Here is a 22,420-nt window from a genome sequence, read left to right on the forward strand (position 1 = left end):
ACCCGGCCACCGATAAAATAGGTTCGTATCGTACCTGCTCTTAGAGTTCGTGGCAGCTTTGAAGTATCGGGATTGGGTCGCTAATACCAATTCTGGTAATGCATTCCTGTGGGAGCGAGGCTTGCCCGCGATGAGGCTGGACTCGATTCCAGGTAAAAACCGCGGCGCGCTCATCGCGGGCAAGCCTCGCTCCCACAGGGATTTAGCGCTATTCCGTAGGACCGGCCGGGCGGCGTTCCGCTTTAGCCGGGAGGACGTCGGGACATTCGCTAAATATCCTTCGGTAGTAATACCGCAGCCGGTCCTACGGGATTGCAGGTGAACATAGAATCTCCCACAGGGATTTAGCGCTATTTCAGAATAAAAAAATGGCGCCGGTGAGGGCGCCATTTTTTGTGCTACGTTCTGCCTGTTACTTGCGTTTCATCGACAGGAAGAACTCGTCGTTGGTCTTGGTCTGCTTCAGCTTGTCGATAAGGAACTCGATAGCAGCGACTTCGTCCATCGGGTGCAGCAGTTTGCGCAGGATCCACATACGTTGCAGCTCGTCATCGGCGGTCAGCAACTCTTCGCGGCGTGTGCCGGAGCGGTTGATGTTGATCGCCGGGAACACACGTTTCTCAGCGATCTTGCGATCCAGAGGCAGCTCCATGTTGCCGGTGCCTTTGAATTCTTCGTAGATCACTTCGTCCATCTTCGAGCCGGTTTCAACCAGCGCGGTGGCGATAATGGTCAGCGAGCCGCCTTCTTCGATGTTCCGTGCTGCGCCGAAGAAACGTTTCGGTTTCTCCAGAGCGTGGGCATCGACACCACCGGTCAGTACCTTGCCGGAGCTAGGAATCACGGTGTTGTAGGCACGAGCCAGACGGGTGATGGAGTCGAGCAGGATCACCACGTCTTTTTTGTGTTCGACAAGGCGCTTGGCCTTCTCGATCACCATTTCAGCAACCTGTACGTGACGGGTTGGTGGTTCGTCGAACGTCGAGGCAACCACTTCGCCGCGCACGGTGCGCTGCATTTCGGTTACTTCTTCCGGACGTTCATCGATCAGCAGAACGATCAGATGCACTTCCGGGTTGTTACGCGTGATGTTCGACGCGATGTTCTGCAGCATGATGGTCTTGCCCGCTTTTGGCGGAGCAACGATCAGGCCGCGCTGGCCTTTACCGATCGGTGCGCACAAGTCGATCACACGGCCAGTGAGGTCTTCAGTGGAACCGTTACCGGCTTCCATCTTCATGCGCACGTTCGGGAACAACGGCGTCAGGTTTTCGAAGAGGATTTTGTTCTTCGCGTTTTCCGGACGGTCGTAGTTGATCGTGTCGACCTTTAGCAGTGCGAAGTAACGTTCGCCTTCTTTCGGTGGACGGATCTTGCCAACGATGGTGTCGCCAGTACGCAGGTTGAAGCGGCGGATCTGGCTCGGCGAGACATAGATATCGTCCGGGCCGGCGAGATAGGAAGCGTCTGCAGAGCGCAGGAAACCGAAGCCGTCCTGGAGGATCTCCAGCACGCCATCACCGGAAATTTCCTCGCCGCTTTTGGCGTGCTTTTTCAGCAGGGAGAAAATCACATCCTGCTTGCGCGAACGGGCCATATTTTCTATGCCCATCTGTTCGGCCATTTCGAGCAGATCGGTAATCGGCTTTTGCTTGAGTTCAGTCAGATTCATAGGGGAATGACGTAATCATGTAGGGAGGGGAAAAATTAAGCTTTTTGGGCTTAATGAGGCCGCGCCGCAGAGAAGGCGACAGGATCGCGTAATAAATCGAAAGGAGAGCGTCGGCGACGGCTAGCAGGGGGCAACGGAGAAGCCGTTGCGGGGCCGAATGTACCACTTGATTTTCGAGACGTCTAGTATGACGCCAGAAAAAAAGCCCCGCAATTTGCAGGGCTTTGATACATCAGATGTTAGCGTCGAGGAACGCTGCCAACTGAGACTTCGACAGCGCACCCACTTTGGTGGCTTCGACGTTGCCATTCTTGAACAGCATCAGCGTCGGGATACCACGCACGCCATGCTTGGCCGGGGTTTCCTGATTTTCGTCAATGTTCAGCTTGGCGATAGTCAGCTTGCCTTTGTAGGTTTCGGCGATTTCGTCCAGAACCGGGGCAATCATTTTGCACGGGCCACACCACTCAGCCCAGTAATCAACTAGTACAGCACCGTCAGCCTTGAGGACGTCGGCTTCAAAGCTGGCGTCGCTGACATGCTTGATAAGGTCGCTACTCATGGAGTTCTCCGAGTTAGTAGGCTAAAAATCGTGGCCCATCATAGCGGGCCTTGCCCCGTTCAGGAAGTCGGCTTTGATTGAGTCTGGCTATAGACGTCCATGAATCTGGTTATAGGGGGGAGGTTTTTAGTGAGGCCGATCTTCAATCAACGTGAAACTTCAGCCTCAATGCAATTTGTAGGAGCTGCCGAAGGCTGCGATGGCGATGTATCAGAATGAACGCTTCGCAGCCTTCGGCAGCTCCTACAGATACGTGTGTTGGCTGCGGATTGACGCCCTAGCTCGCTGGCGAAACAAACACGATCCCGGTTCGTAGCGCCGCATTACGAATGTGCTCGTGCATGGCCTTTTGCGCGGGGCCTGAGGAGTGGCGGACGAGGGCGCGGAGGATCTTGCGGTGCTCCTGCCAGGTCTCCATGGCTCTTGAGGGGCGGATGAAAGGCATCTTCTGGCTCTCAAGGAAGATATCGGCTCCCGCCGTGATAATGCCGAGCATGGCCTGGTTGCCGCTGGCGATCAGTATGTGTCGATGAAACTCGAAATCCAGTCGCGAGGCGGCTTCGAAATCCCCGGCGCGCAGTTCCAGTCGCATGGCTTCGACGTTGTCTTCCAGGACGTCACGCTCATCGGCGGTTAGGGTCACCGCGGCCAGCCCTGCAGCAAAGCCTTCCAGCGCATAACGCAACTGAAACGTATCGGCCGGTGAAACGTGTTTATCGAAAGGCCAGGAAAAACCACCTGTGCGCTTTTCTGGTTCAGAAATAGCCTGAACGAAGACGCCTTTGCCTGGCTGCACGCTGATCACGCCAAGTGCGCTGAGCGACGACAACGCTTCGCGCAAGGATGCACGACTGACGCCCAGCAACGCGGCGAGATCACGCTGCGAGGGCAGGCTGTCACCCGGCATATAGCCTTGCTCGACGATCAATTTGCGGATCGCTCTCAGGGCTGATTCGGGTACGGCAAGTGGGCTATGGGGCATCACTGTTCAGGCCAGTCAGTCCGCGAAAAGTCCTTTTTATAACCATCCGTGCATTCCGGCAAGCGACGCCCAAGCCTAGGGCGGTCGGGCTTATCGGCGCTCCAAAGCGGGGCGTGACAAGGTCTTACTGGTCAGACCAGTCAGGCCGAAAAAAGCCGCGACGCCTTGGTTTATGGCTCCGAATCAACGGATGGCATGGGCTGTGCACTGAGGATCGGACAAACACCTTTCGTCCTTCACGGAGTCTTCCTATGACCAAGCGTTACAGCGCTCTGCTTACTGCCCTGTTTGCCAGCCTCATGCTCAGCCAGGCACCAGCCCACGCCGATGGTCTGGACGACGTCGTGAAACGCGGCACGTTGAAAGTTGCCGTCCCGCAAGACTTCCCGCCGTTTGGCTCGGTGGGCCCGGACATGAAACCGCGTGGTCTGGACATCGACACCGCGAAGCTGATCGCTGACCAGCTCAAGGTCAAATTGGAACTGACGCCGGTCAACAGCACCAACCGTATCCCGTACCTGACCACCGGCAAAGTGGATCTGGTGATCTCCAGCCTCGGCAAGAACCCTGACCGTGAAAAAGTGATCGACTTTTCCAAGGCCTACGCGCCTTTCTACCTGGCGGTATTCGGTCCACCTGAAGCGTCGATCAAAGGTCTGGACGATCTGAAAGGCAAAACCATCAGCGTGACGCGTGGTGCCATCGAAGACATCGAGCTGACTGCTGTTGCACCGAAAGAAGCGACCATTAAGCGCTTCGAAGACAACAACTCCACGATTGCGGCCTATCTGGCTGGTCAGACTGACCTCATCGCCAGCGGCAACGTGGTGATGGTTGCGATCAGCGAGAAGAACCCGAAGCGCATCCCTGAGCTGAAAGTGAAACTCAAGGATTCGCCGGTCTACGTCGGCGTGAACAAAGGTGAGGCGACGTTGCTGGCGAAGGTCAACGAAATCATTGATGCCGCCAAAAAAGACGGCGCACTGGAGAAGAACTCCCAGACCTGGCTCAAGCAGCCTCTGCCCGCTGACCTCTGATAGCTGCTCACTGATTTCGGAGGCTGCCAATGGCTTACAACTTTGACTTTGTACCGGTCATGCAGAACGCCGATCTGCTACTGCGCGGGGCGCTGTTTACCCTGGAGTTGACCGCCATTGGCACTGTGCTCGGGGTTGGTCTGGGTATTGTCGGTGCCATCGTGCGGGCCTGGAAGATTCAGCCGTTCTCGGCGATTTTCGGGGTCTACGTTGAGCTGATACGCAACACGCCGTTCCTGGTTCAATTGTTCTTTATCTTCTTCGGGCTGCCGTCTCTGGGCCTGCAGATTTCCGAATGGCAGGCCGCGATTCTGGCCATGGTGATCAATCTGGGTGCTTACTCAACGGAGATTATCCGCGCAGGTATCCAGGCGATTCCCAAAGGTCAGCTTGAAGCCGCCGCCGCGTTGGCGATGACTCGCTTCGAGGCGTTCCGCTACGTTGTATTGATTCCAGCGCTGGGGAAGGTCTGGCCGGCATTGAGCAGCCAGATCATTATCGTGATGCTCGGTTCGGCAGTCTGTTCGCAGATTGCCACCGAGGAGTTGAGCTTCTTCGCCAACTTTATTCAGTCACGTAATTTCCGCGCCTTCGAGACGTACATCGTCACGACGCTGATTTACCTCTTTATGGCGCTGATGGTTCGCCAGCTTCTGGCCTGGATCGGTCGTCGCTACATTTCGAGGAAAGGCTGATGGATTTCACCCTTTGGGATGTTGTGCGCAACCTGCTCACCGGTTTGCAGTGGACGCTGGCCCTTTCGCTGGTGGCATTCATTGGTGGCGGTGCGATTGGGCTACTGGTCATGTGCATGCGCATTGCCAAACTTAATGCGCCAAGAGTTATTGCCAAGGTCTACATCGAGCTGTTCCAGGGTACGCCGCTGCTGATGCAGTTATTCCTGGTTTTTTTCGGTGTGGCTTTAATGGGCTTGGATATTTCGCCTTGGGCCGCTGCTGCGCTGGCTTTGACACTGTTTACCAGCGCTTACCTGGCTGAGATCTGGCGCGGTTGCGTCGAGTCGATTGCCAATGGCCAGTGGGAGGCGTCTGCCAGTCTCGCGATGACCCCGCTGGAGCAACTGCGTTACGTGATTCTCCCTCAGGCGCTGCGTATTGCCGTCGCGCCTACGGTCGGGTTCTCGGTGCAAGTCGTCAAAGGCACTGCGGTGACTTCAATCATTGGTTTTACCGAATTGACCAAAACCGGCGGCATGCTCGCCAACGCTACGTTCCAGCCCTTCATGGTGTATGGCTTCGTCGCTCTGGGCTACTTCATGCTCTGCTATCCCCTGTCCCTCAGTGCCCGTTACCTGGAAAGGAGACTGCATGCCTCTGCTTAGAATTTCCGCGCTGCATAAATACTACGGCGACCACCACGTCCTCAAAGGCATCGATCTGACGGTTGAAGAAGGTCAGGTCGTGGCGATCATCGGCCGTAGTGGCTCGGGTAAAAGTACGCTGCTGCGTACGTTGAACGGGTTGGAGTCGATCAACGACGGCGTTATCGAAGTCGATGGCGAGTACCTGGACGCCGCCCGTGCGGACCTGCGCTCGCTGCGGCAGAAAGTCGGCATGGTCTTCCAGCAGTTCAACCTGTTCCCGCATTTGAGTGTTGGCGAGAATGTGATGCTGGCGCCTCAGGTGGTGAAGAAGGTTTCGAAAGCTGAAGCCAGAAAGATTGCCAAAGAGATGCTGGAACGTGTCGGGCTGGGTGAGAAGTTCGACGCTTTCCCTGATCGTCTTTCAGGTGGCCAGCAGCAGCGCGTTGCGATTGCTCGTGCGCTGGCGATGTCGCCGAAGGTCTTGCTCTGCGATGAAATCACCTCGGCGCTGGACCCGGAATTGGTCAACGAAGTGCTGAGCGTGGTGCGCCAACTGGCGAAGGACGGCATGACGCTGATCATGGTGACCCACGAAATGCGTTTCGCCCGGGAAGTGGGCGACAAGCTGGTGTTCATGCACCAGGGCAAAGTGCATGAAGTGGGCGATCCGAAGATTTTGTTCGCTAACCCGAGAACGCCAGAGCTGGCGAATTTTATCGGGTCGGTGGAGCAGGGGGCTTAAGTCGACTGCAGCATTCCCGGTGGGAGCGAATTTATTCGCGAAGACGGTTAGTCAGGCGATAGATATGTATTGGATGATTGGCCTCTTCGCGAATGAATTCGCTCCCACAGAGACCGAGCTTCCCCGTAGGACCGGCTTTAGCCGGGAGGGCGTCGGGGTATTCGCCAAATTTTTTCGGCAGAAATACTGCCCTCCCGGCTGAAGCCGGTCCTACGGGGCGCTTGCTTAAAGGCGCAGCAACGTCTTCCACGCACGGCTCTGGAACACGACGATGGTCTGCTGCACACGAGCATCCAGCACTTCATCGCTGATCGGCTGTTCAGCCAGGTGCACCAGCTTGTTCAACTCGCCGTACAGACGATCCAGCTCCGGCAGATCCAGCGCGCCACGGGCGTGGTGCAGCCAGGCCTGAATGCGCTCGATACGCGGCAGTTGTTCGGCGAGATCTTCCGGTTGCTGCTGATAGCGACCCAGTTGCAATGCCGTGGCTTCATCGGCCAGAAAGCGCGGCAACCAGCTGTCCAGCTGTGCAGCGCCCTGGCGATTGCCACGGTTATTGCGTTCAACCGTCCAGCTACGTGCCAGCAACCAACGCGACGTGGTCAGCGAGAACAGGCCCCAACGCGGGTCTTGCAGCTCTTCAAGGAACTGCTCGTGAGCTGCGCCACGCACATCCTCATCTTCCTGGCCTGCTTGAACCAGCGGACGCCAGTCTTCCAGCAAGGCATCCAGCGAGGAACGCAGTTCGCTGCTGGTGCTGCGTGGTGCTGCCTGGCCGAGGCTGCCCGTCAGCGCGCGCAACTCCGTGAGCAAGGCAACCCAGTCCTGAAGCAAGCGCCAGTGGCCGTTGAAACGGTACTGCTCGGCCAGACGCTGGCTGCTGCCCAGCAAATGCAAGGCTAGTGCAGCGTAAGCGTCATCCAGCGGCATTTCGGCTTGGAACTGCGGAGCAGGCAGCGTCAGCGAGTAGCTGTTGGCGTCCAGCAGACGATAGCCGCGCTCGGCTTTGCTGATGTCGCACGGCATCAGTGGCAGGGTCACGGCCAGCTCAGCGGCAAGCTCCAGCAGTGCAGACGGATCGCCTTCGCGCAATTCCAGCTCCAGCTCGCAGATTTCTTCCTTCTGCTTGCCTGCCACTACGTGACCAAGATCGAGTGCTGCTTCGATCACCACCTTGGTTTTACCGCGGCCCCAGGCGATTTCTGCACGCTCACGGACGAAATCGGTAGTGAATAGCGGCTTGATGGTTTTCTTGTCCAGATCGGCCAACTGCTCAGGCCAGCATTCACCGTCGAGCTTTTTCAGATCCAGCTTGGCCTTGGGCAGGTCCCAGTTGAATTCGTTACGCTCGGAAAACCCGGCAACACTTTGGCCGCGAGTCTTCATGGTCTGAATGATCTGATCGCCATCACGACGTACACGCAGCGCAACCTTTGCGTTGGCCAGATCGCGCTCTGGTGTATCGAAATACTGATTGGACAGCTCCACGCTCTCCCAGCCGCTCTTGTTACGCTTCTTCAGCAACGGGTGATCGCGTAGTGCAGCGAGGGTTTCGCGGCTGACGCGGAGTTTGATTTCTGTTTCTTTCTGCATGGCCGGGAATCCAGACGCTTGTACTGATAAACGGGGTGCAGCCGGTTGTTGCGTGGCTACTTAGGGTGAGCAGTGTACAGGACATGGCCTTTAAGCTGCCCGCTAAGCTCTCTTGTAGCGTCCATATTGCTTCGGCGGGCGGATTTAAGTAGAGTTGGGTCTTCGAAGCGACTGACCGGATGAGATTGAGCGCTTCCCAGCGGCGAAAGCCGTACTCGCGCAAGGCGGGTCGAGAGTGGTGTCCGGATCTGCTTTACCGCATACGAAAAAGGCGCCCTTAACTGGCGCCTTTTTTCGTTTTACCGCCGGGTTGAAGTCGGCTGGTGCAGATATGTCTTGCCGCATAGCAGGACAAAGGCGATTGGCCCTTTTAGCTTTGGTCCCTCGTTTCGCTTATCACCGTGGTAAGCGCTTTCTACTATCAGGTTCAAATCCTGCCACTGACGTCGTTCACGGCTAGCTCGGCGGATTTCAAAAAATACGTAGTAAGGGCCGGATGGGGAGTCGACCGTAATCGAATAGCACCAATTGCGCTCTGCTGCAGTTTCCCAAACCTTGGCTTTTGGATGCCCAAGACTTTCAATCAATGGACGTAAATGGCGGGATAATTCGTATCTGATGGGACAAAAGGATCTCGGTCGCTGTGTCTGCGAATCGATGATGGGTTCACCGTTGGCGTGCAACGCTGGATCATAAGCCTTGCTGAAGCAGTGAGTAGAAAACGTAACGTGAACCCGCAGGTCGCGCTTCGCCAGTTTGCTATCGACCACAAAAGTAAAGGGCTCAAGGTGCGAGAGTTCGTAGCGTTCAGCGCCTGTCGGCGTAGATGAAAAATAAGACATTACGCTCGCCAACCTTCAGAGCGCAGATTTTATCCCATGGGGGTGAAACGGCTCTGAGTGAAAACGCGACGTGTCGTTGTTGAATTGCCCTTCATCATTGTGAGGATTCGTCTTTTACCCCTTTCAAAACCGCCCTTAACGGTTTATTCCCACCGCCCGATAGCCCTATGATGGTCGGCAAGCTCTCCCGTTAAAGGAATCGCACATGCCCTTGCCGTCCATGAAAGACCAATTCGCCGCTTTGATTGCCGCGCCTTCGGTGAGCTGCACCCAGCCTTCACTGGATCAGTCCAACCGTGCGGTGATTGATTTGCTGGCCGGTTGGCTGGGCGAACTGGGTTTTGCGTGCGACATCCAGCAGGTTTCGCCGGGCAAGTTCAACTTGCTGGCCAGTTTTGGCAGTGGCCCTGGCGGGTTGGTGCTGGCCGGGCACAGCGATACGGTGCCATTCGATGAGGCCCTGTGGAAAACTGATCCGCTGAAGCTGACCGAAGTTGATAATCGCTGGGTCGGGCTGGGCAGTTGTGACATGAAGGGCTTCTTCGCGCTGATCATCGAAGCCGTGCAGCCGCTGCTGGATAAACCGTTCAAACAGCCGTTGTTAATCCTCGCGACCTGTGACGAAGAAAGCTCCATGGCAGGCGCTCGTGCGTTGGCTGAAGCGGGGCGGCCGCTGGGTCGTGCGGCCGTGATCGGCGAGCCGACGGGCCTCAAGCCGATCCGTCTGCATAAAGGCGTGATGATGGAGCGCATCGATATTCTCGGGCGCAGCGGTCATTCTTCTGACCCAAGCCTGGGGCACAGCGCGCTGGAAGCGATGCACGATGCGATCAGCGAGCTCAAAGGCCTGCGCAAGCAATGGCAGCTTGAGTATCGCAATCCGCAGTTCAGCGTGCCGACGCCCACCCTCAATTTCGGTTGCATCCACGGCGGAGATAATCCGAACCGGATTTGCGGTCAGTGTTCACTGGAGTTCGACCTGCGCCCGCTGCCAGGCATGGACCCCAGCGTGTTGCGCGCCGCGATTCGCCAGAAGCTGGAGCCACTTGCCGAATTGCATCAGGTCAAAATCGACTACGCGCCTTTGTTTCCCGAGGCACCGCCTTTCGAGCAGGCCGCCGATGCGGAACTGGTGCGGGTTGCCGAACGTCTTACCGGGCATCGCGCCGAGGCAGTAGCATTCGGTACCGAAGCCGCTTATTTTCAGCGTCTGGGATGCGAAACGCTGGTATTGGGCCCTGGGGATATTGCCTGTGCGCACCAACCGGGCGAGTATCTTGAAATGTCACGTTTGCAGCCTACAGTGCGTCTGTTAAGCCAGTTGATTGAACATTATTGCCTGAACCCGCAATGAGTCGGGTCATGCCAGAGAGAGAATTAAGGAGAGTGCGCGTGCAGCCATGCTTGTTCCGACGATAACCACCACACGGTTGTGAGTGTTTCTGTCTTTCGTCCTTTTATCAGCAGGCTCTTCAGGTTATGCACGAATACGTCAATTGGCTTCGCCACGCGTCTCCTTATATCAATGCCCACCGTGAACGCACTTTCGTCGTGATGTTGCCCGGTGACGGCGTTGAGCACCCCAACTTCGGCAACATCGTCCACGACCTGGTGCTGCTGCACAGTCTCGGCGTGCGTCTGGTGCTGGTTCACGGCTCACGTCCGCAAATCGAAAGCCGCCTGGCCGCTCGCGGTCTGACGCCGCAATATCATCGCAACCTGCGCGTGACTGATGCCGCAACGCTGGACTGTGTCATCGATGCGGTTGGCCACTTGCGCCTCGACATCGAAGCGCGTCTGTCCATGGACATGGCCGCTTCGCCAATGCAGGGCTCGCGCTTGCGCGTGACCAGCGGCAATCTGGTCACCGCACGGCCCATTGGCGTCTGGGAAGGCGTGGATTACCAGCACACCGGCGAAGTGCGTCGGATCGACCGCAAAGGTATCAATCGCCTTTTGGATGAGCGCCATATCGTGCTGCTGTCACCAATCGGATATTCGCCAACCGGCGAGATTTTTAACATCGCCTGCGAAGACGTCGCTACCCGCACCGCTATCGATCTGGGGGCCGACAAGTTGCTGCTGTTTGGTGAAGAGCGCGGCTTGATGGACGAGCAGGGCCGGTTGGTACGTGAGCTACGTCCGCAGCAAGTCCCAGCGCATATCCTGCGTCTGGGCAGCAACTACAACTATCAGGCTGAATTGCTGGATGCTGCGGCTGAGGCGTGCCGAGGTGGAGTGGGTCGTAGCCATATCGTCAGCTATGTCGAAGACGGCGCGCTGCTCACCGAGCTGTTCACCCGCGACGGTGGCGGTACGTTGGTTGCGCAGGAGCAATTCGAGCTGGTCCGTGAAGCGGCGATTGAAGACGTCGGCGGTTTGATGGATCTGATTACGCCCCTGGAAGAGCAGGGTATTTTGGTGCGTCGTTCCCGTGAAGTGCTGGAGCGCGAGATCGAGCAGTTCAGTGTGGTCGAGCGCGAAGGGCTGATCATTGCCTGTGCGGCGCTGTATCCGATTGTGGATTCGCAAGCGGGTGAGTTGGCGTGTCTGGCGGTCAACCCTGAATACCGCCATGGCGGCCGCGGTGATGAGTTGCTGGAGCGCATCGAAACCCGAGCTCGTGAACAGGGCTTGAAGACACTGTTCGTGCTTACCACACGCACGGCGCACTGGTTCCGCGAGCGCGGTTTCGAGCCAAGCAGCGTAGATCGCCTGCCTGCTGCCCGTGCGTCACTCTATAACTTCCAGCGTAATTCGAAGATTTTCGAGAAGGCGTTGTAAAAGCTGGGTTGGCGCGCAATTGAACCTGTAGGAGCCAACTTGTTGGCGAGGCAATGCTCCTGTGTAATCCGGAATATCGTCTCGCGAACAAGTTCGCTCCTACCGGTAATCGTGCTTCTGGCTTAGTTACTAATCCGCAAAATACTCGCCTGATACGCGCCGACGAAGGTGTCGAAATCCACCGGTTCTTCGGTTTGCTCCAGCTCTGCCTGTTCGGCAATCGAAGTGCTGGCCAGTGCTTCGAAGTGCGCCTGTTCTTCAGCGCTCAGCGGCTTGCTGCGGAAGTATTCAGCGTGCGCACGGCTCTGGCGCAGCGAGAACGCCGTAAAGCCTTCATTGTGCTGCTTCATGCTCGCCAGCACTTTCGCCGATGGGGTCAGTGACGCGTCATCGACCTTGGCTTGTTGCGCCGCGATGGATTCAACGTGTTCGTCAGTGCCTTGGGCCTGATCCAGCAATTGCGCGATGGGTTTGATCTTCTCCAACAGCTCGGAGGCCCATGCCTTCAGGTCGATGGTGTCGTCGTTGCGATTGAGTTCCAGGCCTGGGCGGCGTCCTTCTTTGACCACGGTCAGGAAATTCGATGCAGCGTTACGGCATTCGTTATTGGCCAGTTGCGGGCTTTCCTGCAGGGCGCAGTACAGCACGAAAGCGTCGACGAAACGGGCTTGCTGCAGATCGATGCCGGTTGGGAGGAACGGGTTGATGTCCAGGCAGCGGACTTCAACATATTGTACGCCGCGAGCCACCAGCGCCTGAATCGGACGTTCGCCCGAGTAAGTGACGCGTTTAGGCCGAATGTTGGAGTAGTACTCGTTTTCAATCTGCAACACGTTGGTGTTGAGCTGGACCCATTCGCCTTCAGCGTTATGCGTGCCCACTTCGACATAAGGTGCGTAAGGCGTAGCGACCGCTTTACGCAGGCTGTCGGTGTAGCTGATCAGATCGTTGTAGCAAGGCGTCAAGTCGGCCTGGGCATTGCTTTGATAGCCAAGGTCGCTCATGCGCAGGCTGGTCGCGTAAGGCAGATACAGCGTGTCGGCGTCGAGCTGTTCAAGCTTGTGGGCGCGGCCACGCAGAAAGCCTGCATCCAGCGCCGGAGAGGCCCCAAACAGGTACATCAGCAGCCAGCTGTAGCGACGGAAGTTACGGATCAGGCCAATGTAAGCATGGGATTGATAGTCGCGGGCATCGCCCTCGAAATCCTCGGTTTGCTTGAGCAGAGGCCAGACGCTTTCCGGCAGCGAGAAGTTGTAGTGGATGCCGGCAATGCATTGCATGGTCTTGCCGTAACGCAGCGCCAGGCCTTTGCGATAGACGTACTTGAGCTTGCCGATATTCGAGGTGCCGTAATAGGCAATCGGAATGTCTTTTTCATCCGGCAGCGGACACGGCATCGACGGGCTCCAGAGGAGCTCGTTACCCAGCTTGTTGTAAGCAAAGCGGTGGATCTGATCCAGGCTGGCCAGGGTTTCAACCGGGTTGGCCAGTGCCGGAGTAATGAACTCCAACAGCGATTCGGAATAGTCCGTGGTGATCTGACCGTGAGTCAGCGCTGCGCCCAGGGCTTGCGGGTGCGGTGTCTGCGCCAGCTGTGCATCGCCGGTTACGCGCAGGCATTCGCGCTCAATACCGTGCAGGCACTGCTCCAGCAGGGAGAGGTTAGTGCGCTCGCTAAGCAAAGCCAGGCGGCGGTTGAGAAGTTCGCTCAAGTTGGATTCCTTCACGCGTCAGTCGCCCCAATATGGGGGTGGATGTGACGGTGTACAAGGGTGAGGATTAACTGGCGATGTCGCCTGGTTTGGTTCTGCGACGCCATTACCGATAGCTCATTCTGGCCACAGCGCGCATGGAAAATTCCGACACTTATTCAATAGCGCCGAAATTACCTTAATTTGGCCTGTCTGTACTAGACGACAGCGAACGTGCCTTGTGCTTTGGCGACAAGTTTCTCGCCTTGCAGCACTTCAGCTTCAACCACCAGCGTGCGACGGCCCGCGTGCAGTACCTTGGCGATGCACAACACCTCGCCTTCCGATACCCCACGCATGTAGTTGATTTTGCATTCGATGGTCACGCTGCGCTGATCGAAACCGTGGGAGCTGGAACAGGCCAGCCCCATGGCGATGTCGACGAGGCTGAAAATCGCCCCGCCGTGCATCACATTGCCTCGATTACGCAGGTGATCTTCCAGCGGCAAGGCCACTTCGGCGACGCCCACGTCCAGGCGGCGCAACTGACAGCCTATCGCCCGGAAGTAAGGGCTTTCGGTGTAGCCCGCCGGAATGTCCATCAGCGCTTCTTCAATTGTTTGGCGTTGGCGAACAACGAAGCCATGGCGTTGTTGGCCGGGGCTGCTGTCGCGGTTTCCTTGCGCGGTGCGCTGCTTTGCTGCTGGCGCGGTGCCGAGCCAGGGCGCGAACCACGAGCGCCATCGACTTTCTCTCCAGGTGTGTCGCTCATGCGCATCGACAGGCCCACGCGTTTGCGCGGGATGTCGACTTCCATGACCTTGACTTTCACGACGTCGCCGGCCTTGACCGCTTCACGCGGGTCTTTGATGAACTTCTCGGACAGCGCCGAGATATGCACCAGACCGTCCTGATGCACGCCGATGTCGACGAAAGCACCGAAGTTGGTGACGTTGGTCACAACACCTTCGAGGATCATGCCCGGCTGCAGATCCTTCAGATCTTCCACGCCGTCCTGGAATTCGGCGGTCTTGAACTCGGGACGCGGGTCGCGGCCAGGCTTCTCAAGCTCTTGCAGAATGTCGGTGACAGTTGGCAAACCGAAGGTTTCGTCGGTGTACTTTTTCGGGTCCAGACGCTTGAGGAAGCTGGCGTCGCCGATCAGCGAACGGATGTCCCGGTCTGTTTCGGACGCGATGCGCTTCACCAGCGGATAGGCTTCCGGGTGAACGGCCGATGAGTCCAGCGGGTTATCGCCGTTCATGACGCGAAGGAAGCCAGCAGCCTGTTCGAAGGTTTTTTCGCCCAGACGCGGGACTTTTTTCAGCGCCGCACGGGATTTGAAAGCGCCGTTTTCATCGCGGTGCGCCACGATGTTCTGCGCCAGTGTCGTGTTGAGGCCGGAAATCCGTGCCAACAGGGCTACCGAAGCGGTGTTCACGTCCACGCCGACGGCGTTTACGCAGTCCTCGACGACAGCGTCCAGGCCACGCGCGAGCTTGAGCTGTGACACGTCGTGCTGGTATTGACCGACACCGATGGATTTCGGATCAATTTTCACCAGTTCGGCCAGCGGATCTTGCAGGCGGCGGGCGATAGACACCGCGCCACGGATCGATACGTCCAGATCCGGGAACTCCTTCGCAGCCAGCTCGGACGCGGAATAAACCGATGCGCCTGCTTCGGAGACCATGACCTTGGTCATTTTCAGGCCTGGATACTTTTTGATCAGTTCGGCGGCCAGCTTGTCGGTTTCGCGGCTGGCGGTGCCGTTGCCGATGGCGATCAGGTCTACCGCGTGCTTGGCGCAGAGTGCAGCCAGCACAGCAATGGTCTGATCCCACTGGTTTTTCGGAACGTGCGGGTAAACCGTGGCGTAATCCAGCAGCTTGCCGGTGGAGTCGACCACTGCGACCTTGCAACCTGTGCGCAGGCCCGGGTCCAGCCCCAGTGTGGCGCGTGGGCCAGCTGGTGCGGCGAGCAGCAGGTCGTGCAGGTTATGGGCGAAAACATTGATCGCTTCGGTTTCCGCGCCATCGCGCAGCTCACCCAGCAAGTCGGTTTCCAGATGACTGTAGAGCTTGACCTTCCAGGTCCAGCGCACCACTTCGGCCAACCACTTGTCAGCCGGACGGTTCTGGTTTTGCAGGCCAAAACGCTCGCCGATCATCAGCTCGCACGGGTGCATGGTGCCGGGCAGTTCTTCACCGACTTTCAGCGCCGAACTGAGGAAGCCTTCGTTGCGGCCACGGAAAATAGCCAGTGCGCGGTGCGACGGCATGCTTTTCAGCGGTTCGTCGTGTTCGAAGTAATCACGGAACTTGGCGCCTTCTTCTTCCTTGCCGGGCACGACACGAGCACTGATCACGGCTTCCTGCTTGAGGAAGCTGCGCAGTTTGTCCAGCAGGCTGGCGTCTTCGGCGAAACGCTCCATGAGGATGTACTTCGCGCCTTCCAGCGCCGCTTTCACGTCGGCAACGCCTTTTTCTGCGTCCACAAAGCGTGCGGCTTCGGCTTCCGGGCTCAACGTCGGGTCGTTGAACAGGCCGTCGGCCAATTCGCCAAGGCCTGCTTCCAGTGCGATCTGGCCCTTGGTGCGGCGCTTTTGCTTATAAGGCAGATACAAGTCTTCCAGGCGGGTCTTGGTATCGGCGAGTTTGATATCGCGGGCCAGCTCCGGGGTCAGCTTGCCTTGCTCTTCGATGCTGGCAAGGATGCTGATGCGGCGCTCGTCGAGTTCGCGCAGGTAGCGCAGGCGCTCTTCAAGATGACGCAGTTGCGTGTCATCGAGGCTGCCGGTCACTTCTTTGCGGTAACGGGAAATGAAAGGCACGGTAGAGCCTTCATCCAGTAGGGCGACGGCCGCTGCGACCTGTTGTGGGCGTACGCCAAGTTCTTCGGCGATGCGGCTGTTGATGCTGTCCATGAGACCACCTGGAGTTGTGAGCAAAATACCTGATTACAAAGTGGCCGAGAGCTGCGCTGGCCGACTTTCGCAAGAATACTGTCGAGCTGCCATGTTCAGGCGCTGCCTGACTTTGAGGGCGGCGCATTATACCCAGCGGAGTCCGTTTAGGGGATGAGCCGACAAAAGCACTGTTTTTGCTCGGGGAAAGTAAGGCGTGAGTGGCAGCCCCGGTAAAATCTGCTAACAATGCACACGGTGCGTATCACAGCAGCTACGCCATAATGCGGGCCGAGATCAAAGGAGCATCTGAATGAGCAGCACTGCACAAACTGCCGAAGGCGAAAAAATCCTTATTGTTGATGACGATCCGGGTTTGAGCAGCCTGTTAGAGCGTTTTTTCACCAGCAAGGGTTATCGTGCCCGTGCTGTGGCCAACGTTGAGCAAATGGATCGCTTGCTGGCCCGCGAAGTTTTCAATCTTGTCGTGCTTGACCTGATGCTGCCGGGCGAAGACGGGCTGTCAGCCTGCCGTCGTCTACGTGCCGCAAACAATCAAGTACCGATCATTATGCTGACCGCCAAGGGCGATGAGCTGAGCCGTATCAAAGGCCTCGAACTGGGCGCTGACGATTATCTGGCCAAGCCTTTCAACCCTGACGAACTGATGGCGCGTGTCAAAGCTGTATTGCGTCGTCAGGCCGCCCCTGTACCGGGCGCACCGGGCAGCGAAGACGAGTCTGTCACCTTTGGTGATTACGAGTTGTCCCTGGCGACTCGCGAACTCAAGCGTGGCGATGAGGTACACATGCTCACCACTGGCGAGTTTGCGGTGCTCAAGGCGCTGGTGATGCATGCTCGCGAACCGCTGACCCGCGACAAGCTGATGAATCTGGCCCGTGGCCGTGAATGGGATGCGCTGGAGCGCTCGATCGACGTACAGATTTCCCGTCTGCGTCGTCTGATCGAGCCAGATCCTTCCAAACCGCGCTACATTCAAACGGTCTGGGGTGTTGGTTATGTATTCGTTCCGGACGGTGCGGGTACACGATAATCGAGCGCTTTTAGGAGCACAGCCCGCTGTGGTGATTGCCAGTCACGTCGATAGTCCCGAACAGGGCTATCGACGTTTTGGTTTTCGTTGATCTGGCGTCGGGTTGTCGTTCGCGTTTCGCAAACCTGCGAGCCTGGCTCGCTCCTGCAAAGTGTATAGCTGCAACTATGAAAACCCCGCTCTGGTTCCCGCAAAGCTTCTTCTCCCGCACCCTTTGGCTGGTGCTCATCGTCGTGCTGTTTTCAAAGGCGCTGACCCTGGTTTATCTGTTGATGAACGAGGACGTGCTGGTCGACCGGCAATACAGCCACGGTGTCGCGCTGACCCTGCGTGCCTATTGGGCGGCCAATGAGAATGACCGGGAAGCGATTGCCGATGCGGCAGGCCTGATCCGCGTAGTGGGCGGCGGGGTGCCGGAAGGTGAGCAGCATTGGCCTTACAGCGAAATCTATCAGCGGCAGATGCAAGCAGAGCTGGGCGCCGACACCGAAGTGCGTCTGCGTGTGCATGCGCCGCCTGCGTTGTGGGTCCGGGCACCAAGCCTGGGCGATGGCTGGTTGAAAGTACCGCTGTATCCGCACCCATTGCGTGGCCAGAAAATCTGGAGTGTGCTGGGTTGGTTCCTTGCGATTGGTTTGTTATCCACAGCCTCGGCGTGGATCTTCGTCCGGCAACTCAACCAGCCTCTTAAACGCTTGGTGTTTGCCGCGAGGCAGTTAGGGCAGGGGCGCAGCGTGCGGCTGCCGGTCAGCGACACGCCTAGTGAAATGACCGAGGTTTACCGCGCCTTCAACCAGATGGCCGAGGACGTCGAACAGGCCGGGCAGGAGCGGGAACTGATGCTGGCGGGCGTGTCCCATGACCTGCGAACACCGTTGACCCGCTTGCGTCTGTCGCTGGAGTTGATGAAGGACGAAAACGAACTGACTGAAGGCATGGTCCGCGACATTGAGGATATGGATGCCATCCTTGATCAGTTCATGGCGTTCATTCGCGACGGGCGTGATGAAGAGATTGAAGAGGTCGACCTCAGCGAGCTGGTGCGTGACGTCGTGGCGCCGTTCAACAATCCTGAAAATCCGGAAGAGCAGATTCGTCTGTGCCTTGAGCCGATTCCGCCGTTCCCGTTGCGACGCGTTTCAATGAAGCGATTGCTCACCAACCTGATTGGCAACGCCATGCACCACGCAGGCAATGGCATTGAGGTTGCGGCTTATGTGTCCGGCGACACCAGTGCGCCTTATGTGGTGCTGAGCGTTCTGGACCGTGGGACCGGGATTGACCCGTCGGAGCTTGAGGTGATTTTCAACCCGTTCATTCGCGGTGATCGTGCCCGAAGTGGCAAGGGGACCGGACTGGGATTAGCCATCGTCAAACGAATCGCGGCAATGCACGGCGGCAACGTCGAATTGCGCAATCGTTCGGGCGGCGGACTGGAAGCGCGAGTGCGCTTGCCGTTGGGGCTGATGTTGCCGAGAGGGGCGGTTTAAGCGCAGCCTCAAGCTTCAAGCTGTAAGTTAAAAGCCTAAAGCTGCAGCAGGCCTGCGAGGCTTGCTTGCAGCTTGCAGCTTGCAGCTTGCAGCTGCAGTCAACCCTTCCCTTTGGTCCGCGTCATATGCGGGCCGCTGTTCTTCTCCAGATACTCGATGATCATCCCGGCCACGTCCTTGCTAGTGGTCACTTCAATACCCTCCAGCCCCGGCGACGAATTGACCTCCATCACCAGCGGCCCATGATTGGAGCGCAGGATGTCGACACCGGCAACGCTCAAACCCATTACTTTGGCGGCGCGGATGGCGGTCATGCGTTCTTCTGGTGTGATCTTGATCAGGCTGGCGCTGCCGCCACGGTGCAGGTTGGAGCGGAACTCGCCGGGCTTGGCTTGGCGCTTCATCGAAGCAATGACCTTGTCACCGACCACGAAGCAACGGATATCCGCGCCCCCCGCTTCCTTGATGTACTCCTGAACCATGATGTCCTGCTTGAGGCCCATAAACGCCTCAATAACTGATTCTGCGGCCGTTGCCGTTTCGCACAGCACCACGCCAATACCCTGGGTGCCTTCCAGCACCTTGATAACCAGCGGGGCGCCGTTGACCATCTGGATCAGGTCAGGAATATCGTCCGGAGAGTGAGCAAAGCCTGTCACCGGCAAACCGATCCCGCGACGCGAGAGCAGTTGCAGAGAACGCAGTTTGTCCCGCGAACGGGCGATGGCTACCGATTCGTTGAGCGGGAAAACGCCCATCATTTCAAACTGACGCAACACAGCGCAGCCATAAAAAGTCACTGAAGCACCGATCCGCGGGATCACCGCATCGAAGCCTTCCAGCGGTTTGCCGCGATAGTGAATCTGCGGCTTGTGGCTGGCGATATTCATGTAGGCACGCAGGGTGTCGATCACCACCATCTCATGGCCACGTTCAATACCAGCTTCGACCAGACGACGGGTTGAATACAGACGCGGGTTACGCGAAAGCACAGCGATCTTCATGCAGCACCTGTGGCAGAGGTAGTCGAGACCGGAAAAACCGGTTTGTCCTGAACGTAAGTAATGCCTGGATTGACGACCAGTTGGCCATCGATCAAGGCGTTGGAGCCGAGTAGCAAGCGATAGCGCATTGCTTTGCGGCAGGCCAGCGTGAATTCCACAGGCCAGACGCGATCACCCAAAGCCAGGGTGGTGCGAATGACATAGCGGACTTGTGCATGACCGTTGGAGCTTTTTATGGTTTTCATGGCGACCAGCAGCGCTTCGCAACGGCGATGCCGCAACTGGACCACCGTGCCCAGATGGGCGTTGAAGCGAACCCACTTCTGGCCGTCGCGTTCAAAAGGCTCGATCTCGGTGGCGTGCAGGCTTGACGTACTCGCCCCGGTATCGATTTTCGCCCGCAGGCCTGCCACCCCAAGATCGGGCAGCGCCACCCACTCGCGCAGGCCGATGACTGTCAGATGATCAAATGTTTTCAATGAATTTCCGTACTTCTTATGCTTTCTGCCAGACCCCTGAATCGATCTGGGCCAATGCTTTGAATGCAGGCCTGGCGAACCAGTAACCTTGCATCAGGTAAATCCCGCAGTCTGCGAGGAAGTCCCGCTCTTCGGCACACTCGATGCCTTCGGCAATGACTGTAACCCCTAACTCCGCACACATTGTGACAACCCCGCGAACGATAGCCTGACGCGCGCGGTCGCGGTGAATATCTCTGATTAATTGCATGTCGAGTTTTATCAAGTCCGGCTGAAAGTCGGCGAGCAGGGTCAGCCCCGAGTATCCGGCGCCGAAATCGTCGATGGCCGTCATGAAACCGAACTGGCGGTATTCACGCAGAATGTTGGTCAAATGGCGATTGTTATCGACGTGCTCACTTTCGATCGTCTCGAAGATCAGCCGATCCAGTGGGAAATTGTGCTGGCGTGCTGCTTCAAGCGTGCTGCGGATACACAACTCGGGTCGATAAACCGCATTGGGCAGGAAGTTGATCGAAAGCCGCTCTTCCATTCCCAACGCTGCTGCACCTGCAATGGCGTGGGTGCGGCACAGCTGATCAAAGCGATAGCGGTTTTTGTCCGTAACCTGACTCAATATTGAGAGCGCTCCTTCGCCGTTGATGCCTCTGACGAGTGCTTCGTGAGCAAAGACTGACTGGCTGCGCAAATCCACAATCGGCTGGTAGGCGAATGCAAATGAAAAATCCAGATCGGGGCTGTTCCGGCAGCCGTCGCATCCGACAGGGCTTGAAGTCAATGACGTTGGAAATTCAGTCATATCGCATTCCATTGATAAAAGTTGCTGGGGGACGACAAGGCAGGTTAATCGTCGCAATCGCTCCCTGCACAGTGCTCCTGACGTAGTAAAGTCAGACTACTACCTGATTGAGGAATTCATATGGCTCAAAAGTCAGACGAAGAAGATAACGTCCGTCTGGACAAGTGGCTCTGGGCTGCGCGCTTTTACAAAACGCGTGCTTTGGCAAAGGCGGCAATTGAAAGCGGTAAGGTGCACTGCAGGGGCGAGCGTTGCAAGCCCGGCAAGGAACCGCATATCGGTGATCAGTTTCAGATCCGTACTGGTTTTGATGAGCGCACGGTAGTGGTTGAGGCGTTGTCTGTCGTGCGCCGCGGTGCCCCCGAGGCGCAAACCCTGTACAGCGAAACCCCGGAAAGCATCACCAAGCGCGAAAACCAAGCCGCGCTACGCAAAGCCGGCAATCTTGGAGTTACCACAGACGGCAAACCGACCAAGAAGCAGCGTCGACAGTTGTTCGATTTTCGTGGAGCGGTGCGCGATTGAGGTGAAGCTCGAGAACCCGTAGGACTGGCTTTAGCCGGGAGGGCATTTTTCTGATCGAACAGATGTGGCGCATCTGCCAACTCTCTCCCGGCTGAAGCCGGTCCTACGGTGTACCTGTGATCAGCTCAAACCCCGCGCACCACACTCATTCGGCTCACCACCGGCAACTTCTCAAACAGCGTGAAAATCGGCGCTGTAACCTTCAGCCAGAGATTGCTCATCACCGCTGCGAACGGCGTGTAATAACCCCAGCCCAACGCGAGCAGAGCGATCAGTACACCGCCAATATAGTCGTCCTGTCCCCAGTGAGCCCCGGCCACCAGGCGAGGCATCATGAACAGCAGCGCCAGCGCCCAGATCACAACACGCTGAACCAGTGTGCGGCTGAACACCGTCATGAACATCGCCCAGATCAACAGCACCGATGCATGATCGCCCGGGAAGCTTTGGCTGGAACGGTCTTTGAGTTCCCAGGCCTTCTCCAGATGAGGGTACATTTCGCTCAAGCGAATGGCGCCCTCCAGCACCATTGAAGGGCTGTCGTGTTGCAGGCTCGAATGATCCAGCCATTTGGAAAAGAGTGTGCGAATGACCAACAGCAAGAGCAGGATCGAAACGAATCCAAACAGCGCTGCACGCACCTGAATGGTTTTGAAGACCCAGTCACCTTTGATCAGCAAACACAGCAGGATCAAGCCGACCACGGCATCGAAAGGACGCATACTGGCAACTGTCCATATTGACCGCCACACTACGTTCTGCTCAAGAGGCTGATTGAGTAAGTGAAACAGCCCTTCATCAAACTGGTTGAACAGGGCATGGCCGGTTGGCCACATCCAGATCCCCAGTAGCCCTAGGGCGATCAAATTGCACAGCACGAATCGGCTGATGTTCCACTTCGCTTGGAAGAGTGTGGGATAGCCCATAAAATGGCC

21 protein-coding genes are annotated in these 22,420 nt (G+C 57.3%); 9 read left to right on the forward strand and 12 right to left on the reverse strand.

What is annotated here, in order from left to right; all coding sequences use genetic code 11:
* Positions 1 to 412: 412 nt before the first annotated feature.
* From rho to AO242_RS08530, 3 genes are all read right to left on the reverse strand, one after another.
* Positions 413 to 1,672, reverse strand: coding sequence for a transcription termination factor Rho (rho, locus tag AO242_RS08520; protein ID WP_024689162.1), 1,260 nt, complete (start codon positions 1,670 to 1,672; stop codon positions 413 to 415).
* Positions 1,673 to 1,904: 232 nt separating this feature from the next.
* Positions 1,905 to 2,234: a thioredoxin TrxA gene (gene trxA, locus AO242_RS08525; RefSeq protein ID WP_005792406.1), complete on the reverse strand. Its 330-nt coding sequence runs from the start codon at positions 2,232 to 2,234 to the stop codon at positions 1,905 to 1,907.
* A 277-nt stretch (positions 2,235 to 2,511) separates the two neighbouring features.
* Positions 2,512 to 3,216, reverse strand: a complete 705-nt coding sequence (locus AO242_RS08530; protein WP_027902692.1) for a FadR/GntR family transcriptional regulator — start codon at positions 3,214 to 3,216, stop codon at positions 2,512 to 2,514.
* A 251-nt stretch (positions 3,217 to 3,467) separates the two neighbouring features.
* On the opposite strand from AO242_RS08530, the gene AO242_RS08535 reads away from it, so the two are divergent.
* Genes AO242_RS08535 through AO242_RS08550 form a run of 4 tightly spaced genes read left to right on the forward strand, consistent with a single transcriptional unit; the run spans position 3,468 to position 6,319 of the window.
* Positions 3,468 to 4,253, forward strand: coding sequence for a transporter substrate-binding domain-containing protein (locus AO242_RS08535; RefSeq protein WP_099268378.1), 786 nt, complete (start codon positions 3,468 to 3,470; stop codon positions 4,251 to 4,253).
* Positions 4,254 to 4,282: 29 nt separating this feature from the next.
* Positions 4,283 to 4,948, forward strand: a complete 666-nt coding sequence (locus AO242_RS08540; protein WP_027902694.1) for an amino acid ABC transporter permease — start codon at positions 4,283 to 4,285, stop codon at positions 4,946 to 4,948.
* Positions 4,945 to 5,595, forward strand: coding sequence for an amino acid ABC transporter permease (locus AO242_RS08545; protein ID WP_176560593.1), 651 nt, complete (start codon positions 4,945 to 4,947; stop codon positions 5,593 to 5,595). The genes AO242_RS08540 and AO242_RS08545 overlap by 4 nt, the downstream gene beginning before the upstream one ends.
* Positions 5,582 to 6,319 carry an amino acid ABC transporter ATP-binding protein gene (locus AO242_RS08550; RefSeq protein ID WP_027902696.1) on the forward strand — a complete coding sequence of 246 codons (738 nt, stop codon included), beginning with the start codon at positions 5,582 to 5,584 and terminating at the stop codon, positions 6,317 to 6,319. The genes AO242_RS08545 and AO242_RS08550 overlap by 14 nt, the downstream gene beginning before the upstream one ends.
* Before the next feature lie 225 nt (positions 6,320 to 6,544).
* Here the strand turns inward: AO242_RS08550 and AO242_RS08555 are convergent, their stop codons facing one another.
* Together AO242_RS08555 and AO242_RS08560 are read right to left on the reverse strand one after the other, a co-directional pair.
* Entirely contained in the window at positions 6,545 to 7,912 is a 1,368-nt protein-coding gene (locus AO242_RS08555) for a CYTH domain-containing protein (RefSeq protein ID WP_027902697.1), read from the reverse strand.
* A 299-nt stretch (positions 7,913 to 8,211) separates the two neighbouring features.
* Positions 8,212 to 8,754, reverse strand: coding sequence for a hypothetical protein (locus tag AO242_RS08560; RefSeq protein WP_099268380.1), 543 nt, complete (start codon positions 8,752 to 8,754; stop codon positions 8,212 to 8,214).
* Positions 8,755 to 8,959: 205 nt separating this feature from the next.
* Between AO242_RS08560 and argE the strand changes: the two genes are divergently transcribed.
* Both argE and argA read left to right on the forward strand, forming a co-directional pair.
* Positions 8,960 to 10,108: an acetylornithine deacetylase gene (gene argE, locus AO242_RS08565; protein ID WP_099268381.1), complete on the forward strand. Its 1,149-nt coding sequence runs from the start codon at positions 8,960 to 8,962 to the stop codon at positions 10,106 to 10,108.
* A gap of 125 nt (positions 10,109 to 10,233) precedes the next feature.
* Entirely contained in the window at positions 10,234 to 11,538 is a 1,305-nt protein-coding gene (argA, locus tag AO242_RS08570) for an amino-acid N-acetyltransferase (RefSeq protein ID WP_099268382.1), read from the forward strand.
* A 122-nt stretch (positions 11,539 to 11,660) separates the two neighbouring features.
* Here argA and gshA read toward each other — a convergent pair whose 3' ends face one another.
* The 3 genes from gshA to AO242_RS08585 form a co-directional block, all read right to left on the reverse strand.
* On the reverse strand, positions 11,661 to 13,250 hold the full coding sequence (gshA, locus tag AO242_RS08575; RefSeq protein WP_099268383.1) for a glutamate--cysteine ligase: 1,590 nt from the start codon (positions 13,248 to 13,250) through the stop codon (positions 11,661 to 11,663).
* A 197-nt stretch (positions 13,251 to 13,447) separates the two neighbouring features.
* Positions 13,448 to 13,831: a PaaI family thioesterase gene (locus AO242_RS08580; protein WP_099268384.1), complete on the reverse strand. Its 384-nt coding sequence runs from the start codon at positions 13,829 to 13,831 to the stop codon at positions 13,448 to 13,450.
* Positions 13,831 to 16,155 carry a Tex family protein gene (locus tag AO242_RS08585; RefSeq protein ID WP_099268385.1) on the reverse strand — a complete coding sequence of 775 codons (2,325 nt, stop codon included), beginning with the start codon at positions 16,153 to 16,155 and terminating at the stop codon, positions 13,831 to 13,833. The genes AO242_RS08580 and AO242_RS08585 overlap by 1 nt, the downstream gene beginning before the upstream one ends.
* Positions 16,156 to 16,447: 292 nt before the next feature.
* Between AO242_RS08585 and ompR the strand changes: the two genes are divergently transcribed.
* Together ompR and AO242_RS08595 are read left to right on the forward strand one after the other, a co-directional pair.
* On the forward strand, positions 16,448 to 17,188 hold the full coding sequence (gene ompR / locus AO242_RS08590; protein ID WP_027902703.1) for an osmolarity response regulator transcription factor OmpR: 741 nt from the start codon (positions 16,448 to 16,450) through the stop codon (positions 17,186 to 17,188).
* A gap of 167 nt (positions 17,189 to 17,355) precedes the next feature.
* Entirely contained in the window at positions 17,356 to 18,678 is a 1,323-nt protein-coding gene (locus AO242_RS08595; protein ID WP_099268386.1) for an ATP-binding protein, read from the forward strand.
* Positions 18,679 to 18,776: 98 nt separating this feature from the next.
* Here AO242_RS08595 and rimK read toward each other — a convergent pair whose 3' ends face one another.
* The 3 genes from rimK to rimA are packed head-to-tail and all read right to left on the reverse strand — an operon-like array spanning position 18,777 to position 20,960.
* Positions 18,777 to 19,682 (reverse strand): 30S ribosomal protein S6--L-glutamate ligase, encoded by a 906-nt coding sequence (rimK, locus tag AO242_RS08600; RefSeq protein WP_020293260.1) that lies wholly within the window; start codon positions 19,680 to 19,682, stop codon positions 18,777 to 18,779.
* Positions 19,679 to 20,161, reverse strand: coding sequence for a retropepsin-like aspartic endopeptidase RimB (gene rimB, locus AO242_RS08605; protein WP_027899917.1), 483 nt, complete (start codon positions 20,159 to 20,161; stop codon positions 19,679 to 19,681). The genes rimK and rimB overlap by 4 nt, the downstream gene beginning before the upstream one ends.
* Before the next feature lie 16 nt (positions 20,162 to 20,177).
* Complete coding sequence (gene rimA / locus AO242_RS08610; protein WP_099268387.1) at positions 20,178 to 20,960, reverse strand: S6 modification regulatory phosphodiesterase RimA; 783 nt, start codon at positions 20,958 to 20,960, stop codon at positions 20,178 to 20,180.
* A 120-nt stretch (positions 20,961 to 21,080) separates the two neighbouring features.
* Here rimA and AO242_RS08615 point away from each other — a divergent pair, with 120 nt between their 5' ends.
* Complete coding sequence (locus tag AO242_RS08615; RefSeq protein WP_099268388.1) at positions 21,081 to 21,485, forward strand: RNA-binding S4 domain-containing protein; 405 nt, start codon at positions 21,081 to 21,083, stop codon at positions 21,483 to 21,485.
* A 125-nt stretch (positions 21,486 to 21,610) separates the two neighbouring features.
* On the opposite strand, the gene AO242_RS08620 is transcribed toward AO242_RS08615, so the two are convergent.
* On the reverse strand, positions 21,611 to 22,411 hold the full coding sequence (locus AO242_RS08620) for a phosphatase PAP2 family protein (RefSeq protein ID WP_099268389.1): 801 nt from the start codon (positions 22,409 to 22,411) through the stop codon (positions 21,611 to 21,613).
* Between the last annotated feature and the right edge of the window lie 9 nt (positions 22,412 to 22,420).

It is taken from the genome of Pseudomonas sp. ICMP 561, from assembly GCF_002699985.1.
Classification (GTDB): Bacteria; Pseudomonadota; Gammaproteobacteria; order Pseudomonadales; family Pseudomonadaceae; genus Aquipseudomonas; species Aquipseudomonas quasicaspiana.

Excerpts from the sequence above, each read along its gene's own strand:
- rho (WP_024689162.1), bottom strand. The coding sequence starts at position 1,672 with ATGAATCTGACTGAACTCAAGCAAAAGCCGATTACCGATCTGCTCGAA.
- trxA (WP_005792406.1), bottom strand. The coding sequence starts at position 2,234 with ATGAGTAGCGACCTTATCAAGCATGTCAGCGACGCCAGCTTTGAAGCC.
- AO242_RS08530 (WP_027902692.1), bottom strand. The coding sequence starts at position 3,216 with ATGCCCCATAGCCCACTTGCCGTACCCGAATCAGCCCTGAGAGCGATC.
- AO242_RS08535 (WP_099268378.1), top strand. The coding sequence starts at position 3,468 with ATGACCAAGCGTTACAGCGCTCTGCTTACTGCCCTGTTTGCCAGCCTC.
- AO242_RS08540 (WP_027902694.1), top strand. The coding sequence starts at position 4,283 with ATGGCTTACAACTTTGACTTTGTACCGGTCATGCAGAACGCCGATCTG.
- AO242_RS08550 (WP_027902696.1), top strand. The coding sequence starts at position 5,582 with ATGCCTCTGCTTAGAATTTCCGCGCTGCATAAATACTACGGCGACCAC.
- AO242_RS08555 (WP_027902697.1), bottom strand. The coding sequence starts at position 7,912 with ATGCAGAAAGAAACAGAAATCAAACTCCGCGTCAGCCGCGAAACCCTC.
- AO242_RS08560 (WP_099268380.1), bottom strand. The coding sequence starts at position 8,754 with ATGTCTTATTTTTCATCTACGCCGACAGGCGCTGAACGCTACGAACTC.
- argE (WP_099268381.1), top strand. The coding sequence starts at position 8,960 with ATGCCCTTGCCGTCCATGAAAGACCAATTCGCCGCTTTGATTGCCGCG.
- argA (WP_099268382.1), top strand. The coding sequence starts at position 10,234 with ATGCACGAATACGTCAATTGGCTTCGCCACGCGTCTCCTTATATCAAT.
- AO242_RS08580 (WP_099268384.1), bottom strand. The coding sequence starts at position 13,831 with ATGGACATTCCGGCGGGCTACACCGAAAGCCCTTACTTCCGGGCGATA.
- AO242_RS08585 (WP_099268385.1), bottom strand. The coding sequence starts at position 16,155 with ATGGACAGCATCAACAGCCGCATCGCCGAAGAACTTGGCGTACGCCCA.
- ompR (WP_027902703.1), top strand. The coding sequence starts at position 16,448 with ATGAGCAGCACTGCACAAACTGCCGAAGGCGAAAAAATCCTTATTGTT.
- AO242_RS08595 (WP_099268386.1), top strand. The coding sequence starts at position 17,356 with ATGAAAACCCCGCTCTGGTTCCCGCAAAGCTTCTTCTCCCGCACCCTT.
- rimK (WP_020293260.1), bottom strand. The coding sequence starts at position 19,682 with ATGAAGATCGCTGTGCTTTCGCGTAACCCGCGTCTGTATTCAACCCGT.
- rimA (WP_099268387.1), bottom strand. The coding sequence starts at position 20,960 with ATGACTGAATTTCCAACGTCATTGACTTCAAGCCCTGTCGGATGCGAC.
- AO242_RS08615 (WP_099268388.1), top strand. The coding sequence starts at position 21,081 with ATGGCTCAAAAGTCAGACGAAGAAGATAACGTCCGTCTGGACAAGTGG.
- AO242_RS08620 (WP_099268389.1), bottom strand. The coding sequence starts at position 22,411 with ATGGGCTATCCCACACTCTTCCAAGCGAAGTGGAACATCAGCCGATTC.